This window comes from Methylobacterium sp. P5_C11, assembly GCF_054049775.1.
The window spans coordinates 117,020-133,848 of record NZ_JBFULS010000006.1 but is presented as its reverse complement, the minus strand read 5'-3'; the positions used below and the strand labels follow the sequence as shown (position 1 = coordinate 133,848).

Annotated in this window: 16 protein-coding genes; 9 read left to right on the top strand and 7 right to left on the bottom strand. The window is 69.9% G+C overall.

All coding sequences use genetic code 11. From position 1 onward, the window contains the following. Positions 1 to 36 precede the first annotated feature (36 nt). A complete protein-coding gene (locus ACXJKQ_RS05915; RefSeq protein WP_457104833.1) occupies positions 37 to 417 on the bottom strand; it encodes a hypothetical protein in 381 nt (126 codons plus the stop codon). Between the two features lie 334 nt (positions 418 to 751). Here ACXJKQ_RS05915 and ACXJKQ_RS05910 point away from each other — a divergent pair, with 334 nt between their 5' ends. Beyond that, positions 752 to 2,278, top strand: a complete 1,527-nt coding sequence (locus ACXJKQ_RS05910) for a Do family serine endopeptidase (protein ID WP_457104832.1) — start codon at positions 752 to 754, stop codon at positions 2,276 to 2,278. Between the two features lie 239 nt (positions 2,279 to 2,517). Here ACXJKQ_RS05910 and ACXJKQ_RS05905 read toward each other — a convergent pair whose 3' ends face one another. The 6 genes from ACXJKQ_RS05905 to hpnA all read right to left on the bottom strand — a co-directional run bounded on the left by ACXJKQ_RS05905 (position 2,518) and on the right by hpnA (position 9,551). Beyond that, positions 2,518 to 3,216 carry a phosphorylase gene (locus ACXJKQ_RS05905; RefSeq protein ID WP_457104831.1) on the bottom strand — a complete coding sequence of 233 codons (699 nt, stop codon included), beginning with the start codon at positions 3,214 to 3,216 and terminating at the stop codon, positions 2,518 to 2,520. A gap of 224 nt (positions 3,217 to 3,440) precedes the next feature. After that, a complete protein-coding gene (gene shc, locus ACXJKQ_RS05900; RefSeq protein WP_457104830.1) occupies positions 3,441 to 5,438 on the bottom strand; it encodes a squalene--hopene cyclase in 1,998 nt (665 codons plus the stop codon). A gap of 42 nt (positions 5,439 to 5,480) precedes the next feature. Then, on the bottom strand, positions 5,481 to 6,782 hold the full coding sequence (gene hpnE, locus ACXJKQ_RS05895) for a hydroxysqualene dehydroxylase HpnE (RefSeq protein ID WP_457104829.1): 1,302 nt from the start codon (positions 6,780 to 6,782) through the stop codon (positions 5,481 to 5,483). After that, complete coding sequence (hpnD, locus tag ACXJKQ_RS05890) at positions 6,782 to 7,633, bottom strand: presqualene diphosphate synthase HpnD (protein ID WP_457104828.1); 852 nt, start codon at positions 7,631 to 7,633, stop codon at positions 6,782 to 6,784. The genes hpnE and hpnD overlap by 1 nt, the downstream gene beginning before the upstream one ends. Then, on the bottom strand, positions 7,630 to 8,526 hold the full coding sequence (gene hpnC / locus ACXJKQ_RS05885) for a squalene synthase HpnC (protein ID WP_457104827.1): 897 nt from the start codon (positions 8,524 to 8,526) through the stop codon (positions 7,630 to 7,632). Before hpnC ends, hpnD begins: the two co-directional genes overlap by 4 nt. Beyond that, the gene (gene hpnA / locus ACXJKQ_RS05880) at positions 8,523 to 9,551 is read right to left on the bottom strand and encodes a hopanoid-associated sugar epimerase (protein WP_457104826.1); all 1,029 of its coding nucleotides are present in this window, start codon (positions 9,549 to 9,551) and stop codon (positions 8,523 to 8,525) included. Before hpnA ends, hpnC begins: the two co-directional genes overlap by 4 nt. A gap of 445 nt (positions 9,552 to 9,996) precedes the next feature. On the opposite strand from hpnA, the gene rpsF reads away from it, so the two are divergent. From rpsF to ACXJKQ_RS05840, 8 genes are all read left to right on the top strand, one after another. Next, positions 9,997 to 10,461, top strand: coding sequence for a 30S ribosomal protein S6 (gene rpsF, locus ACXJKQ_RS05875; protein WP_457104825.1), 465 nt, complete (start codon positions 9,997 to 9,999; stop codon positions 10,459 to 10,461). A 3-nt stretch (positions 10,462 to 10,464) separates the two neighbouring features. Beyond that, positions 10,465 to 10,716: a 30S ribosomal protein S18 gene (gene rpsR, locus ACXJKQ_RS05870; protein WP_007561044.1), complete on the top strand. Its 252-nt coding sequence runs from the start codon at positions 10,465 to 10,467 to the stop codon at positions 10,714 to 10,716. A 128-nt stretch (positions 10,717 to 10,844) separates the two neighbouring features. After that, complete coding sequence (locus ACXJKQ_RS05865) at positions 10,845 to 11,867, top strand: hypothetical protein (RefSeq protein WP_457104824.1); 1,023 nt, start codon at positions 10,845 to 10,847, stop codon at positions 11,865 to 11,867. A 41-nt stretch (positions 11,868 to 11,908) separates the two neighbouring features. Beyond that, positions 11,909 to 12,481, top strand: coding sequence for a 50S ribosomal protein L9 (gene rplI, locus ACXJKQ_RS05860; protein WP_457104823.1), 573 nt, complete (start codon positions 11,909 to 11,911; stop codon positions 12,479 to 12,481). A gap of 357 nt (positions 12,482 to 12,838) precedes the next feature. Then, a complete protein-coding gene (locus tag ACXJKQ_RS05855; protein ID WP_457104822.1) occupies positions 12,839 to 14,326 on the top strand; it encodes a replicative DNA helicase in 1,488 nt (495 codons plus the stop codon). Between the two features lie 206 nt (positions 14,327 to 14,532). Beyond that, positions 14,533 to 14,982 (top strand): cupin domain-containing protein, encoded by a 450-nt coding sequence (locus ACXJKQ_RS05850; RefSeq protein ID WP_457104821.1) that lies wholly within the window; start codon positions 14,533 to 14,535, stop codon positions 14,980 to 14,982. Positions 14,983 to 14,992: 10 nt separating this feature from the next. Then, entirely contained in the window at positions 14,993 to 15,895 is a 903-nt protein-coding gene (locus ACXJKQ_RS05845) for an SMP-30/gluconolactonase/LRE family protein (RefSeq protein WP_457104820.1), read from the top strand. Continuing rightward, a complete protein-coding gene (locus ACXJKQ_RS05840; RefSeq protein ID WP_457104819.1) occupies positions 15,892 to 16,788 on the top strand; it encodes a VOC family protein in 897 nt (298 codons plus the stop codon). The genes ACXJKQ_RS05845 and ACXJKQ_RS05840 overlap by 4 nt, the downstream gene beginning before the upstream one ends. The last annotated feature ends 41 nt before the right edge of the window (positions 16,789 to 16,829 follow it).

Genomic DNA, 16,829 nt, shown 5'->3' with positions numbered 1-16,829 from the left:
GCGCCGTCCGACGGCGGCGCGCTTTGGGTGCAGGCTTCACCGGCGCGTGCCGAGGGTGCCGACGAAGGGATTGGGTGAACGCGCGCTGCCGTACGAGCCAGGCTCGGCCGAACTCCCGAAACCGTCGTGCCCGGCGCCGCGCGGGTGGGTGGAATAGTCGGGCGGCACGTACATCCCGGCTTGGTTGCGGAAACCGGGCCTCAGTGGGTCGGCCTTCCGTAAGGCAGGACCTTCGTCGAAACGGCGCGTGTCGACATCACGGACGGCGTAAGGCCTCGTCTGCACGCCCTTCGGTCGCACGCGCTCGGTGACGGCTTGCTTTGCGTCGATGTAGCTCTGAGAATCCGAATCGAGTTCGGTCGCGACAACCCCGATCGTCGATCCGAAGAGTACGGCAACGGCCAGCAGTGTCTTCATCGCGCACCCCAGGATCCGGCACGGCTCCATCGTGGAGGACCGTGGTCTACGGGTGCCTGCCGGACCTTGCGGGACCTTACGTCGTTTGTCCCGACCTGCGGGCAACGGGCGGCACGTGCCGTGACGACGTTCCGAAGCGCAGGGCTGAACGCCGACTCGGCGGGACTGGGCTGGCGGGACACGGACCGCGCGGGCCGGCTCCGGCCAAGCGCCGCGACCTGTCCAAATGGTAATTTGACCGCCACGCCCGGGTCAGGGGCCGGTCCCTAGACAGATCGTATCGAGCGCCGGGTGCCGGCGTCGTCCCGATCCGTTCCATGAGGTTGAGACCCCTATGACCGAGACCCGTCCTTCCGGCCGCACCTCGCGCCGTGCCCTCGCCTCCGTGGCCGCTGCCGCGCTCATCGCCGGCGGCGCCCTCGGCAGCGGCTACCTACCGTCCGCCACCCCGGCCTATGCCCAGGCCCTCCCGAAATCCCCGATCGAAGCCCCCGAGCACCCGCCGGGCTCCTTCGCCGGGATCGTCAACAAGGTGAAGCCCGGCGTCGTCTCGGTGAAGGTCAAGCTCGACGATTCGGCGAGCAGCGACGACGAGGATGGCCCGAACCAGGGCCGCAACCTCCAGAACGTGCCGCCGCAGCTGCGCGAGTTCTTCAAGCGGTTCGGTCAGAACGGCCCCGGCGGCATGCAGCCCCAGCACCAGGGTCCGCGCGGCGCGGTCGGGTCCGGCTTCATCATCTCGGCCGACGGCTATGTGGTGACCAACAACCACGTGGTCGACCACGCCAAGACCGTGCAGGTGACCCTCGACGACGGCCGCACCCTTGACGCGAAGGTGATCGGCAAGGACTCGAAGACCGACGTGGCGCTCCTCAAGATCACCGAGGGCTCGAACTTCCCCTACGTGCAGTTCGGCAAGGCCGCGCCGCAGGTCGGCGACTGGGTGGTGGCGATCGGCAACCCGTTCGGCCTCGGCGGTACGGTAACCGCCGGCATCGTCTCGGCCCGCGGCCGCGACATCGGTGCCGGTCCCTATGACGACTTCCTGCAGATCGACGCCCCAATCAACAAGGGCAATTCCGGCGGCCCGACCTTCAATGTCAACGGCGAGGTGGTCGGCGTGAACACCGCCATCGCGTCCCCGTCGGGCGGCAGCGTCGGTCTCGCCTTCGCGATCCCCGCCGAGACCGTGCAGGCGGTGGTCGACCAGCTCCGCACCGACGGAAAGGTGGCCCGCGGCTACCTGGGCGTCCAGATCCAGCCGGTGACGCAGGACATCGCCGAGGGCCTGGGCCTCGACAAGGCCAAGGGCGCCCTCGTCGACCACGCCGAGAACGGCACGCCGGCGGCCAAGGCCGGGCTGAAGGCCGGCGACGTGATCGAGAAGGTCAACGGCGACACGGTGGACAGCGCCCGCGAGCTGTCGCGCCGGATCGCCGGGATGAAGCCCGGCGCCAAGGTCGAGCTGAGCTACCTGCGCGGCGGCAAGTCCGACACAGCGACGGTGACGCTGGGCACGATGCCGACCGACGGCACCAAGATGGCCAGCCGTGACGAGGATTCGGGCAACGGCCAGCCGCGCCTCGGCCTGCAGCTGGCGCCGGCCGGCGATGTCGGCTTGTCAGACCAGGGCGTGGCGGTGGTCCAGGTGGATCCCGACGGTCCGGCGGCGGCCAAGGGTATCGAGGCGGGCGACGTGATCCTCGACGTCGGCGGCCAGAGTGTGTCCCGTCCTGCGGACGTCGCGGCGCAGATCCGGGCGGCGGAATCGAGCGGGCGCAAGGCCGTGCTGATGCGGGTGAAGAGCGGCAAGGGCCAGACCCGCTTCGTCGCGGTGTCGCTGAGCAAGAACGCCGGCTGAAGCCGGTTCCCCCCCGGCACGGGGCTCCCTGCCCCGCGCCATCTCGTGGTGACCTCAGACTGGCGCCGGCCGAGCAGGCCGGCGCCTTTTCGCGTGCCGTGCACTGCCCGTCAGGGACGCCCGCCGAGCCAGCCGGCGCCGTCCTTGCAAGCGAGTCGGCTCGGCGCTGCACGCGGATGGCGAGGTGGCGGTGCTGGCCTGCGTCGCCGGGCGTCCGAAGACGGCGACTTCGAGCCCTGTCAGGCGTCCGGGACCGGAAGCCCGAGCCCAGGTCCGAGCCGGGTGCGGCACCGCCCCAGCGCCGCGAAGGCTGCGTTCGAATCCTTGGCGAGGCGCATCAGGTCCCCAAGCCGCGCCCGGCCGCGGGCGAAGGCGAAGAACACCGCGGCGATGTCGGGCTCGCCGTCGGCCGTGAGCGCCTCCGCGGCGAAGGCCGGCAGCGCTTGGCCGGCCGGGTCGCAGATAACCCGGAGCGCGGCGAAGGGCAGGCCGTGCCGTCCCGCGAATGCCGCCGCCACGTGCGATTCCATGTCGACGGCCGCCGCTCCCGTCGTAGCCCGCAATTCGGTCTTGCCGTCGACTGCGAGGATGGCCGTGTCGACCCCGGCCAGATCCGCGGGGATCACTCGCGGGCCGACGCCCGACAGGATGTTGAGGAGCGCGGCCGACAGATCGAGATCCGCGGCGCGCCGGCCATCCTCGCTCACCACGCCGGTGCCGACCACGACATCGCCGGGCTTCAGCGACGGATCGAGGCCGCCCGCGATGCCGAAGCTGATCACCGCCCGGCAACCGGGAGCGACGCGGGCGTCGAGGAGTTGGCGAAGCCGGTGCGGATTGCCGCCGGCACCTACGGCCTCGACCCCCTCCCCCGCCGCCATGCGACGCTCTCGGGCGAGGCCGGTGACGGCCAGGACGGGGGCTGTAGGATCGATCATCGCGCGCTGGTGGACCAGTCCGGCGAGGTCCGCAAGCAGGCGCGGACGCCGCGGTCCAGCCGCGGGCCGATCCGGCGCGGCGCCGGATTTGCCCGGTTCCGCGGGATCGTCGTCTGAAGGGGCCACGTGTTCAACACCGGGGGTCGCGGGTCGGTCGCCGGGAGGGTCCAACGCGGCTGCGATCCGGCGGGGAGGAGCCGGCCTCCCGGGCCGGCCCCAAAGGCTCACATCCCGAACTGGACGTGCCGGCTGTTGCCGCGCTTGAGGTTGCGGAAACGCGCCATCGCCCAGAGCGGGAAGAACTTCGGGTAGCCATGGTAGCGCAGGTAGAACACCCGCGGGAAGCCCGTGGCCGTATAGCGCTCCTCCTTCCAGAACCCGTCCGCGCCCTGCGTGCGGGTGAGAAAGTTGATGCCCCGGGTCACGGCCGGATCGTCGACCGCGCCCGCCGCCATCAATGCGAGCAGCGCCCAGGCGGTCTGCGAGGCGGTGGACGAGCCGGCCTCGAAGGCCGGGTCGATCTTGTACGAGTTGGCGTCTTCGCCCCAGCCCCCATCCGGGTTCTGGATGCGGATCAGCCAGGAAACCGCCCGCTGGATGCGCGGATCGGCCGGATCGACACCTGCGGCGTTGAGGGCGCAGAGCACTGACCACGTTCCGTAGATGAAGTTCATGCCCCAGCGGCCGTACCAAGAGCCATCCTCCTCCTGGTCGTTCAGGAGGTAATTCACGCCGCGGTCCAGCGCGCGGGAGGTCTCGCGGGTTTCGCCGAGCTGGGCAAGCATCCCGACCACGCGGGCGGTCACGTCCGCGGTCGGCGGGTCGAGCAGCGCGCCGTGATCCGAGAACGGGATGTGGTTGAGATACATGTGGTTGTTGTCGGCGTCGAACGCCGCCCAACCGCCATCCTCGGACTGCAGCCCCTCGACCCATTCGCGGGCGCGAGCGATCGAGGCCTTGTAGTCCGGCATGCCGGCCACCAACCCATGCTGGTGCATGGCCCGGTCCATCGCCATCACCACCACGGCGGTGTCGTCGAGGTCCGGATAGTGGGCGTTGGCGTACTGGAACGCCCAGCCGCCCGGCCGAACCTTCGGCTTGCGCGCCGCCCAGTCGCCCACGATGTCGAGCACCTGCCGGGGCTTGAGCCAGTCGAGCCCGGCGCGGGCCTGGGCCTCCGCCTCGGGGCCGCCGGCTTCCAAGAGCGCATGGCTCGCGAGCGCCGTGTCCCAGACCGGCGAGACGCAGGGCTGGACGTAGGCCTCGTCAGCCTTCTCGACGACGAGCTTCTCGATGGCGTCGCAGGCGACGCGAACCTGCGGATGATCGGGCCTGTAGCCCATCACCTCGTACATGAGCACCGAATTGACCATGGCCGGGAAGATGGCCCCGAGGCCGTCCTCGCCGTTGAGACGCTCGCTGACCCAGGCGCGGGCCATCTCCATGGCGCGCTGCCGGCGCTTGCGCGGCATGTGGTTCTCGACCCGCTGCAGCACCCGATCGATGAAGCCGAAGATCGGCGTCCACGGCCACGTGGCATGCGGGGAGCCGGGCCAGGAACGCACGCTCTCCGGGGGCGTCACGAACAGCTCCTGGACGCTGATGCCGCGCGGGTTGCGCGCCCGGGGCTTGGTCGCCTGGAGCACGAACAGCGGCACCACGGTGGTGCGCGCCCAGTAGCTGATCTTGTCGAGGTGGAACGGGAACCACTTCGGCAGGAACATCACCTCAACGGGCATCACCGGCACGGCGCGCCACGGCACCTCGCCGTAGAGCGCCAGCATGAAGCGCGTGAACACGTTGGCGTTGGCGGCGCCGCCGCGGGACAGGATACCCTCGCGCGCCCGGCGCATGTGCGGCGCCTCGATGTCGTCGCCGATCATCTTCAGGGCGAAGTACGCCTTGACCGTGCAGCTCATGTCGAACGGCCCCTCGTGGACGAGGGCCCAGCCGCCGTGCCGGCCTTGGGTGCGGCGCAGGTAGCTGCCGATCTTGGCCTCGAGGTCGCCGGGGACCTGCGTGCCGCGGAAATGGTGGAACAGGATGTACTCGGACGGAATCGTGGCATCCGCCTCGAGTTCGAAGCAGATATGCCCGTCGTCATGCGCCAGGGCGGTCAAGGCGCGGGTTGCCTGAGCCACGCCGCGCTCGACGTCCTCGAGCGAGATCCCCTGCGTCTTCGAGCGCTGCAGCGCCTCGACTTTGCTTACGGCCTCTCTCATAGTCCTCGCCTCAAACGACCGCCTCGCGGCGGACGCCATGCCTCAAGCTGCGCCGCGCGTCCGGGTTCCGGCGCGCACGACAGATCCCGCGCGCAAGGAACGCGCGGCCGTCTGGCCCGAGCGGATCGCTCCCTCAATCGTCGATGGCAGGCCGGTGGCGGTCCAATCGCCTGCCAGGACGAGATTGTCGTAGGCGGTTTCGGCCTTCGGGCGCCGCGCGGCTTCCGCCGGCGTCGCCGCAAAGGTCGCACGCTTCTCCTTTACGATCTGCCAGCTGGGCAAGTCTGGTGCAAGGTTGCACAGCTGTGCGATCTCGGCCCAGATCTGCCGAGCGAGGTCTTCGCGGGGCACGTCGAGGAGCCGGTCGGCGCCGCTGATCGTGACCGAATACCGATCCGGATAGGCGAAAAGCCACTCTGTCAGGCTGTTGACGACACCGAGCACCAGGGGGCTGCCGGGCTTCGGTGTCAGCGCGAAATGCGCGTTCACGATGGAGCGGAATTCCATGGGAGCGAGGAGACCGGGCAACACCTCCCGCGCCACCCAGGGCGGCAGCGCCAGGACGACGCCGTCCTCCGGCCCGAGGCTCTCGACGCCGTCCGAGAAGACGAGCTGCGCGGCGCGCCCCCCGGCGAGGTCGAGGCTGCGCAGCCGGCGCCCGAAGCGAACCTCGCAGCCGCGGGCTGTGAGGAAACGCAGCGCCGGATCGACGAAGGCGTAGGACAGGCCCTCGACGGCGACGAGGGGGCGGCAGGCCTTGCCGCCGGCGCCCAGGGTCTCGCGCAGGATGCGGGCCGCGAGCCCGACATCGCTGTCCCGGGGCTCGGTGTTGAGGGCGGCCAGCAGCACCGGGTGCCACAGGCGTCTGTAGAGCGCGCCCTCGCAGGCCATGTGCGCGCCGATCGTGCCGCCGGCGCCCTCCGCCTTTCTGGACGCCGCCCGCAGGATGCCGAGCGGGGCCAAATAATCCCGCGCCCGGGTGCCGGGGACGCGGCGCGCCGGGCTCATCACCCACCAGGGCAGCCGCCCGGCATTGGGACGCAGGCGCCAGCGCTCGCCGGTCTTCAGGTCGGCGAAGTCGAACTCCGCTGCGTCCGGACCGGCGAGGGCGTCGGCCGGTGCGCCGATCGTCCTGAGGAAACTCAGCGAATCGGCATTGCCCGAGAGCAGCAGGTGGTTGCCGTTGTCGATGGTCAGGCCGAGCGCCGGATCGTAATAGGAGCGGCAGCGCCCGCCCGCCTGCTTGGCGGCCTCGTGCAGCACCACGCGGGTGCCAGCCTCGGCCAGCGCGACCGCGGCGGAGAGGCCGGCCAGCCCGGCGCCGACGACGTGAACGGTGTCCATCAGATCAGGCCGTGGCGGAGGACGACGCCGAGGAGCGCGCGCTTGCCCGGCTTCACCCGGGCGCGGGGCATGGCCCAGCCGCGTTCGAGCACCGCCTTGAGGTACAGGTGATAGGCCGCCGCCATCAGCCGGGCGGCCTTGGTGGCCTTGCGGGGGCTGCGCCGGATGATCTCCCAGGTCGCCTGATAGTGGTCTTCGGCCTCCCGGGCGAGGGAGAGGCAGACCTCGCCGATGCGCGGGTGGCTGATCGCCTCGACCGGCGTCGGATCGGAGAGCCCGATGGCCGCGAGCTTCTCCCGCGGCAGGTAGAGGCGGCCGCGCTCGGCATCCTCGTCGATGTCGCGCAGGATGTTGGTGAGCTGGAGCGCCCGGCCCTGATGCCAGGCGAGCCGGATGCCGTCCGCCTCGGGCATGCCGAAGATCCGCACCGACAGCCGGCCGACCGCGCTGGCGACCCGGTCGCAATAGAGGTCCAGGGTCTCGGCATCGGGGGCGACGATGTCCTCGACGGCGTCCATCGCCATGCCGTCGATGACCGCCTGGAAATCCTCGCGCTTCAGTCCGAAGCGGCGCACGGGCTCCACCAGGTCGCGCACCCGCGGGGCCGGGCGGCCGGCATAAAGGGCGTCGATGTCCGCCCGCCAGCGATCGAGCTCGACTTGCCGGACGGCCCGGGTGCCGCCATCGTCGGCGACGTCGTCCACGGCGCGGCAGAAGGCGTAGACGGCGTACATGGCCTCCCGCCGCTCCTTCGGCAGCAGGCGCATCGCCGTGTAGAAGGAGGAGCCGGCGGCGGGGAGCGCCGGGGCAGCGCCGTCCTGGGTGGCAGCGGGGGTGGCAGTTGCGCTCACGAGCGGATTCCTTGAGCCGCGGCCCGAACGGTCCGCCCGCGGAAGGGCCGGCGCGCCAGGGTGGCGGCGACGCCGCCCAAGGCCGTCAGGGCGAAGGCGGCCTTGCCGTGATGGACCTTCTCCGAGAGCGGATCGCGCTCCAGCAGGCCCCGGCTCAACACCACGGCCAGCCGGTGGATCGCGGCGATCTCGAGGGACAGGCGCAGGTCATCGATCAGGTCCGGCAGGACCGCGCCCTCGTCGAGGAGGTCGAGACATCGCTGCGCCAGCTCGCGGATCACCGCCCGGAGCTGCGGCGGCGCCTTGGCGGCGCCGAGCATCGCCACGGTCGCGCCGTGGCGGTCGAGGCAATCCTGCGGGATGTAGACCCGGTCTAGGGCGGCGAAATCCTTGCCGCAATCCTGGAGATGATTGATTACCTGCAGGGCCGCGCAGATCGCGTCGGAGGATTGGTACACGCGAGCGGGGTCCTCGCCGTGCACGTCGAGGACGAAGCGCCCCACCGGCATGGCCGAGTAGCGGCAATAGTGGATGAGTTCGTCCCAGTCGGCGTAGCGGTTCTTGTGCGCGTCCATGCGGAACGCATCGAGCAGTTCCAGAGCATGGCGCGGCGGCAGGCCGCGGGCGGCGAGTTCGCGCTTGAGCGGCTCCGCCTCGGGATCGGCGGGGCCGGCGCCGGTGAGCGCGTCCGCGAGTCGATCGAGCAGCGCGATCTTGCGCTCGGGCGACAGATCCGCATGGTCGGCCACGTCGTCGCCGGCGCGGACGAAGTTGTAGAAAGCCAGGATCGCGCCGCGGTGGCGCGGGTGGATCAGGTGCGAGGCGACGGGGAAGTTCTCGTCCTGGTGCCCCTTGCCGGAGCGCGTCGCCGTGGCGGATTCGAGAGTGCTCATGCGAGGTAACCCGCCTCCCGGAACCACGTGATCGCGTCGGACAGCCCCTCGCGATAGGGCCGGGCCGTGTAGCCGAGCTCGGCGCGCGCCTTCCGGTCCGAGAAGAACATCCGGTAGCGCGACATGCGGATGCCGTCGATGGTCGCGAAGGGCTGTCTGCCGGTGGCCCGTGCGGCGAGCTGCGCGAAGAACGCCACCGGATAGACAGCGGCCCGGGGCAGGCTCACGGTCGGCGGCTTGCGGCCGACCATGCCGGCGATGTCGGCGAGCATCTGGGACAGGAAGACGTCCTCGCCGCCCAGAATATAGCGTTCGCCGATCCGGCCCTTGCGGAGCGCCAGGAGATGGCCGTGGGCCACGTCGTCTACATGGGCGAGGTTGAGGCCGGTATCGACGAAGGCCGGCATCTTCCCGAGGGCCGCCTCCTGAATGATCCGGCCGGTGGGCGTCGGCTTGACGTCGCGGGGGCCGATCGGCGTCGACGGGTTGACAATCACCGCCTGCAGGCCGTCGCGGGCGACCATCTCCTCGACCACCCGCTCGGCCACGACCTTGCTTCGCTTGTAAGCGCCGATCGCGGTCTCGGGCGTCAGCGGCAGGGTCTCGTCGGAGGGCGTGACGCCGTCGGCCGGCGGTTTGATCGTCGCGACGCTCGACGTGTAGACGACCCGCTCGACACCGGCATCCAGGGCCGCGCGCATCATCAGCCGCGTGCCGTCGCGGTTCGTGCGGACGATCTCCTCCATGTCGGGCGCCCAGAGCCGGTAATCGGCCGCCGCGTGGATCAGGTAACGCTGCCCGCGCATCGCCGCTGCCACGGCGGCCGGATCGCGCATGTCGCCCTCGACGATCTCGACATCGGTCCAGGTGAGGTTCCGGCGGGGGCTCGACGCGCGCACGAGGATGCGCACCGGGAATCCGGCCTTACGGAACACGTCGACCAGGGCGGAGCCGAGGAAGCCGCTCGCGCCGGTGATCAGCACGGGACCGACCTCGGAGGCGCCGGGGGTTGTGGCCTCTGCCATCACGGATCTGGAGGGTTACCGAAAACCAGCCGGGCCGGGAGTCCCGGCCGCGGCGCGCTTGTGTCATCGAACCGCCCGGGCGGCAAGCCAAGCGCCGGCGGAGCGGCTTCCGCAGCCCCTGCCCGACGTCGCCGAGTCCGCGCCCGGATGCACGTGGCACAGGCCCTCACCCAGGGGCGGGAACGGCGCCTCGGACTTGTCAGGGCTCCAAAAACCGACTATGCGCCGCCCCTCGCGTTCGCTCCGGCCGGGGGCTGAACGGACGGTGCCGCTTGCGGTGCAGGGGTCTTCCCGACCCCGTCGTCCGGTGTCTCCGCCTTCGATCAACCGCTCGGGCCTGAAAATCGGCTCGAAGGGCTTGGCGCCGAGCGTTCCGCGAGATGAACCGGCCCGAATCAGCTGCCTTCCGGCGGCCGGGCTCCTTTTGACGATGAAAGGCCCGACGATGCCTCTCTACGAGCATGTGCTCTTGGCCCGCCAGGACGTGACGTCCCAGCAGGTCGAGACGATGATCGACACCTACAAGGGTGTGATCGAGCAGAACGGTGGCCGTCTCGAGAAGATCGAGATGTGGGGCGTGAAGTCCCTCGCCTATCGGATCAAGAAGAACCGCAAGGCGCATTTCGCGCTCCTCAACATCGACGCCCCGCCGGCCGCCATCGCCGAGATGGAGCGCCAGATGCAGATCTCCGAGGACGTGCTGCGCTTCATGACCGTCCGGGTCGAGGAGCTTGATTCCGAGCCGTCCGCCATGATGCAGAAGCGCGACCGCGACGACCGCAAGGACCGCGAGCGTGGCCGTCGTCGTGACGACGAGGGCTTCGGCGGCGGCGGCGGCTTCGGCGGCGACCGGGGTGATCGCGGCGATCGCGGTGATCGTGCCGAGCGCAGCTTCGGCGGGGAGGGCTAACACATGGCTTTCGGTGCTGGTGCGGGCGGCGGACGCCGTCCCTTCTTCCGTCGTCGCAAGACCTGCCCGTTCTCCGGCGCGAACGCGCCGAAGATCGACTACAAGGACGTCAAGCTCCTGTCCCGCTACGTGTCCGAGCGCGGCAAGATCGTGCCGTCGCGGATCACCGCGGTCTCGGCCAAGAAGCAGCGCGAACTCGCCCAGGCGATCAAGCGCGCCCGCTTCCTCGGCCTGCTGCCCTACGTGATCAAGTAGGCCATCGAAACCCGCCGGCCCGGCATCTGCCCGGGCCGGCCCTCGCAGAGGGCGGCTCACGCCGCCCGATCGTTGGGGCGCAACGCCGCCTCTAACCCTGCCGCAGCGGCAGCGGGACAGCGGACCTCATGGCACAGCATATCGGCATCGGTATCGGCGCGGGCCTCGTCTCGGCACTCCTGTTCGGCGTGCTGCTGAAGGCGACCCCGCTGGCGATCCTGCTCTACCTCGTGGCGCCCCTGCCGATCCTGATCGTCGGCCTCGGCTGGAGCCGCAAGGCCGCGCTCGCGGCGGCAGCCGCCGGAAGCCTCGTTCTGACCCTGGTGATCGCTCCCTTCATGGGGCTCGCCTTCGCGGCCTACATCGCCCTGCCGGCTTGGTGGCTCGCCTATCTGACCCTGCTCGGGCGTGAGACGTCGGCCGGCCTCGAATGGTACCCGACCGGCCGCCTCCTCGGCTGGATCGCCGCCACGGCCGCCCTCGCCTTCATCGCCATCGCGGTCCTGTCCTCGCCGAATCACGCGGCCTTCGACGCGCAGCTGCGCGGGCTCGCACAGACGCTCGTCCAGACGCGGATGCCGGCCACGCGGCCGGCCGTCGAGGGTCGACGCGCCGACGCGCCGTCGTCCGATGCCACTGGCCAGGACGGAACGGCCGCGCCGGCGCCGCAGACCGACACCGATCAGGCCGACGTCACCCGGGCCGAACTGGCGGACGCCCTCGCCCGCGTCGTTCCGGCCTTCGCGGCCAACGGTCTGGCGCTGCTCCTGGCCTTCTACCTCTGGGCCTCGGCCCGGATCGTGAAGATTTCCGGCCGCCTGCCCAGGCCCTGGCCCGACATCCCCTCCACCATCATGCCGCGCACGACGCTGGCGGCCCTCGCGGCAGCCGTCGCGATGTGCTTCGCCCCGGGCTATGTCGGCGTGTTCGGCGTCGCCCTGGTCGGCGCGTTCAGCGCGGCCTTCGCACTCCAGGGGCTCGCCGCCTTCCACGACCGCTCGCGCGGCCGGCCGGGGCGCGGGCTGATGCTGTTCGGCATGTACCTGATCCTGTTCGTGACCCAGGGCATCGCCCTGGTGGCACTCACCGTGTTCGGCCTCGCCGACACCGCCCTCGACCGCCGGCGTCCCAGGGACAATCCGGCGCCGTGAAACCCCGGCCCCAGCGGCCGACCACCTGAAGGAGAAAGACTATGGAAGTGATCCTGCTCGAGCGCGTGGCCAAGCTCGGCCAGATGGGCGAGACCGTGAACGTCCGCCCGGGCTTTGCCCGCAACTTCCTGCTCGCCCGCGGCAAGGCCCTGCGCGCGACGGAATCCAACAAGAAGCACTTCGAAGCGCAGCGCGCCCAGCTGGAGGCCCGCAACCTCGACCGCAAGAAGGACGCCGAGGCGGTGGCCGAGAAGCTGAACGGCCAGAGCTTCATCCTGATCCGGCAGTCGGGTGAGACCGGCGTGCTCTACGGCTCCGTCTCGACCCGCGATCTCGCCGAGGTCGTCGCGAAGGAGGGCTTCACGGTCGATCGCGGGCAGTTCATCCTCAACCAGCCGATCAAGACGCTGGGCCTTCACAAGGTCCCGGTGGTGCTGCACCCCGAGGTCGAGGTCGAGATCACCGTGAACGTCGCCCGCAGCCCCGAGGAGGCCGAGCGCCAGGCCCGCGGCGAGTCGGTGACCGAGCGCGAGGCGTTCAACCTCGACGACCTCGGACTGGAAGTCGGCATGGCGCTGGCCGATGCCGGCGAGGGGGCCGACGACCGCGGCTGATTCGGTTCGCGGGGAACGATCGATCCGGGGTGACCTGGATCGATCGCTCTTCTGGAACGGACGAACGGAGAGTGGCATCGATCCGCGAAGCGGTATCGGACCGGGCGTCCGCGCCCACGTCGACACCCCGGTATAGGGGTGAACATTGGGGATGATCCGTCCCCCGGCTTGACACGTTCCAGTTTTGTTCCAGCATGGACGCCCGCCCCTCGCGAGAGTCGGCGGGCGTCCGCTTTTCCGCGCCCCGGCCCGGGAGAAACGGCCGTCGGCTAGGCTTCGGTAACCATACCGGGGCCAAGGTCGTGCGGTGTGATCCTGGCGCGCCCGCCGCGGCGCCTGATACGGAGTCGTCCGCCGATGGCCCTGCCCAATGCGCTCACGGCCAAGCTCGAAGCGGTTCAGGCCGAGTACCGCGTCGCCCCGCACAACATCGATGCGGAGCAGGCGCTGCTGGGCGCAATCCTCGTGAACAACGACGCCTATTACCGGGTGTCGGACTTCCTGCTGCCCGAGCACTTCATGGAGGATGCCCACCAGCAGATCTTCACGGTGGCGGCCTCCCTGATCCGGGCCGGCAAGCTCGCGACGCCCATCACGATGAAGACCTATCTGGGCGATGCCGATTTCGGCGGCCAGACGGTGATGCAGTACCTCGCCCGGCTCGCCGCCGACGCCACCACGGTGATCAACGCCGGCGATTACGGCCGGACGATCTACGATCTCGCCATCCGCCGCCGGCTGATCACCATCGGCGAGGATCTGGTCAACGGCGCCTATGAGGCGCCGGTGGAGCAGGCGCCGCGCGACCAGATCGAGGAGACCGAGCGCCGCCTGTACGAGCTGGCCGAAGCCGGACGCTACGACGGCGGCTTCCAGAAATTCTCGGACGCGCTGACCGCCGCGGTCGACATGGCGGCCAAGGCCTACCAGCGCGACGGCAAGCTCTCGGGCATCGCCACCGGGCTCAGCGACCTCGACGCCAAGATGGGCGGGTTGCAACCCTCCGATCTGATCATCCTCGCGGGGCGTCCGGCCATGGGAAAGACCTCGCTGGTGACCAATATCGCCTTCAACATCGCCAAGGCGTATCGCGGCGAGAAGCAGCCGGACGGCGCGACCAAGACCGTGAACGGCGGGATCGTCGGGTTCTTCTCCCTCGAAATGTCGGCCGAGCAGCTCGCCACCCGTATCATCGCGGAGCAGTCGGGCGTCCCGTCCTACAAGATCCGCCGCGGCGACATCCGCCCGGAGGACTTCTACAAGATCACCGACGCCGCGCGGGACATGCAGACGATCCCGTTCTACATCGACCAGAGCGGCGGCATCTCGATCGCCCAGCTCGCCGCCCGGGCGCGACGCCTCAAGCGTCAGAAGGGGCTCGACCTCCTGATCGTCGATTACCTGCAGCTGCTCTCGGGCTCGGGCAAGCGTAGCGACAACCGCGTGCAGGAGATGACCGAGATCACCACCGGCATGAAGGCGCTCGCCAAGGAACTGGCGGTGCCGATCATCGGGCTGTCTCAGCTCTCGCGTCAGGTCGAGAACCGCGATGACAAGCGTCCGCAGCTCTCCGACCTGCGTGAATCGGGTTCGATCGAGCAGGACGCCGACGTGGTCATGTTCGTGTTCCGCGAGGAATATTACGTTGGCAACAAGAAGCCTCGGGAAGGCACGGAGGAGTTCTTTGCCTGGGAAGCCGAGATGCAGCGCGTCCACGGCAAGGCCGAAGTGATCCTCGGCAAGCAGCGTCACGGCCCGACGGGAACGGTGGAGCTTCAGTTCGACGCCAACATCACCCGATTCTCGAACCTCGCGCAGGCGGATCGGATCCCCGAGCAGATGTGAGACGGTGCTGCCGCCCGTTCACGGGCGGGCGGCGAGGCGGCGGCCGTGGCAGCGCCGATGCGTGCGTCGCCATGAGCAGGCCGATCCTTTGGCCGCCGTCCGCCGGACGAGCCCGATCGTCCCGCGCGCCTCGATCGTCTGGCGCGAACCATCCCCGGGACCGGCCGTTGTGGAAACACGAATGTCCCGCCGCGGCAGGAGCGACGATGAGCGATCCGACCCCTCCGATGATGCCGTACTGGCACGTCTACACGGACGCGGACGGGGTGAGCCGCCAGGAGCGATTCTTCATCAAGCGGTTCACGTTCGAGGGCATCAACCCTGAGACCGCGCCGCAGTGGAACGACAAGATGGATCCGGCGCCGTCGATCGTGACCTTCACGGTCCTGCCGGTGGGCTGGGTCGGCGAATGGCACGAGAATCCCCGGCCGCAATGGATCGCGATCCTCTCCGGTCGCTGGTTCGTCGAGACCATGGACGGCCACCGGGTCGAGATGGGCCCGGGCGAACTGATGATGGGCGAGGATCAGAACACCAAGGCCCGTGACGGCAGGAAGGGCCACCTGTCCGGGACCGTGGGCGACGCGCCCTGCACCATGATCGTGACGGGCCTTCAGGTCGAGCCGACCGTGAACCAGCCCGGCCGCTTCACGTAGAGCGCGCGCCATGGAGGGCTTCGAGCTGACGCAGCCGCGCTTCAAGGCGTACGTCCTGCCGAACGCGCCGCTGGAGACGCTCGCCGACGGATTCCGCTGGGCCGAGGGTCCGGTCTGGTTCGGCGACCGCGACGAGTTGCTGTTCTCGGATCTGCCCAACAACCGCGTGATGCGCTGGGCGGAGCATGCCGGTCTCAGCGTCTACCGGGAGGCGAGCGACTTCGAGAACGGCCATGCCCGCGACCGGCAGGGTCGGATGCTCTCCTGCGCGCACCGGGGCCGGCGCATCCACCGGACGGAACTCGACGGGCGCATCACCAGCCTGGTCGAGCGCTACCAGGGGCGCCGGTTGAATTCGCCCAACGACGTCGTCTGCAAGTCGGACGGGACGATCTGGTTCACCGACCCACCCTACGGCATCCAGACCGATTACGAGGGCGGCAAGCAGGACTCTGAGCTGCCGGCTGCCGTCTACCGCTTCGATCCGCGCGACGGCGCCCTGCGCGTGGTCGCGGACGACTTCCAGGGTCCGAACGGGCTCTGCTTCTCGCCTGACGAGCGCAGGCTCTACATCGTCGAGACCGGCCTGCAATTCGACACCGAGCCGGTCCAGCACGTCCGCGTCTTCGACGTTGCCGAGGATGGCGGCCTGTCCGGAGGCGCAGTGTTCTGCACGATCGCGCCCGGCAATGCCGACGGGATTCGCTGCGACGAGCACGGCAATCTCTGGTCGAGCGCCGGCGACGGTGTCCACTGCATCGATCTGGGCGGCGAACGCGTCGGGAAGATCCTGGTGCCTTCGACGGTCGCCAACCTGACCTTCGGCGGCCGAAACAACAGCCGCCTGTTCCTGTGCGCGTCGCACACGCTCTACGCCATCTACGTGAACGTGCGGGGAGCCCCGCTCCTGTGAGCGCCGTGCGGGCGATCATCGGCTTCGGCCGAACCGTCGCGGACCTCGCCGTGACCGAGGCATTCTACCGCGACGGGTTGGGTTTCGCGCAGGTCGCACCGCCGGAGCCCGTTCCGCCCGCCCATTGCGAGGCGATGGGCCTGACGGACCGACGGGCCACGCAGCTGCGCATGCGGCTCGGCGCCCAGGCGGTGACCTTCCTGGCGGTGGATCCGCCCGGGGCGCCCTATCCTGACGATCCCGCCGCGACAGACCCGTTCTTCCAGCACCTCGCGATCCCGGTCCGCGACATGGGGGCCGCGATGGCGCAACTGGCGCCGCTCGCCCCGACCCCCATCAGCCACGGCGGTCCGCAGCGCCTGCCGGCCTCCACGGGGGGCGTCACCGCCTACAAGTTCCGCGACCCGGACGGGCACCCATTGGAGTTGATCGCTTTTCCCGAAGGTCCGCCCGCCGACCGCTGGCGCGACACACCGGGGCTGTTCCTGGGCATCGATCACTCTGCGATCACCGTCACTGATCTCGAGGCTACCCCGGCCTTCCTGATAGGAACGCTCGGCCTCACGCTGGGGGAGCGCGGGCTGAATCAGGGACCGGAGCAGGCGCGCCTCGACGGGGTGGACGACCCGCAGGTCGATGTGATCGCGCTGACGCCTCCGGAGCCCGCGCCGCACGTGGAACTGCTGCACTATCGCGTCCCGACCACCCGGAGGACGCTGTCTTTCGGCCCCGCCGACCGGGCCTCCACCCGCTTCGTCTTTTCCGCGGCCAATCTGCAGGACTTGCCGCGATCCCTGCGCGGTGCCGGACTGGCACCACGGATCTCCAGCGACCGCGCGGCGGTCTCCTGCGCGGGACCCGACGGACACGGCTTCTTGTTCGTGCCAGGCTGAGACACTCACATCGGCGAGGCGTGCAGGCTTGACGTGCAACC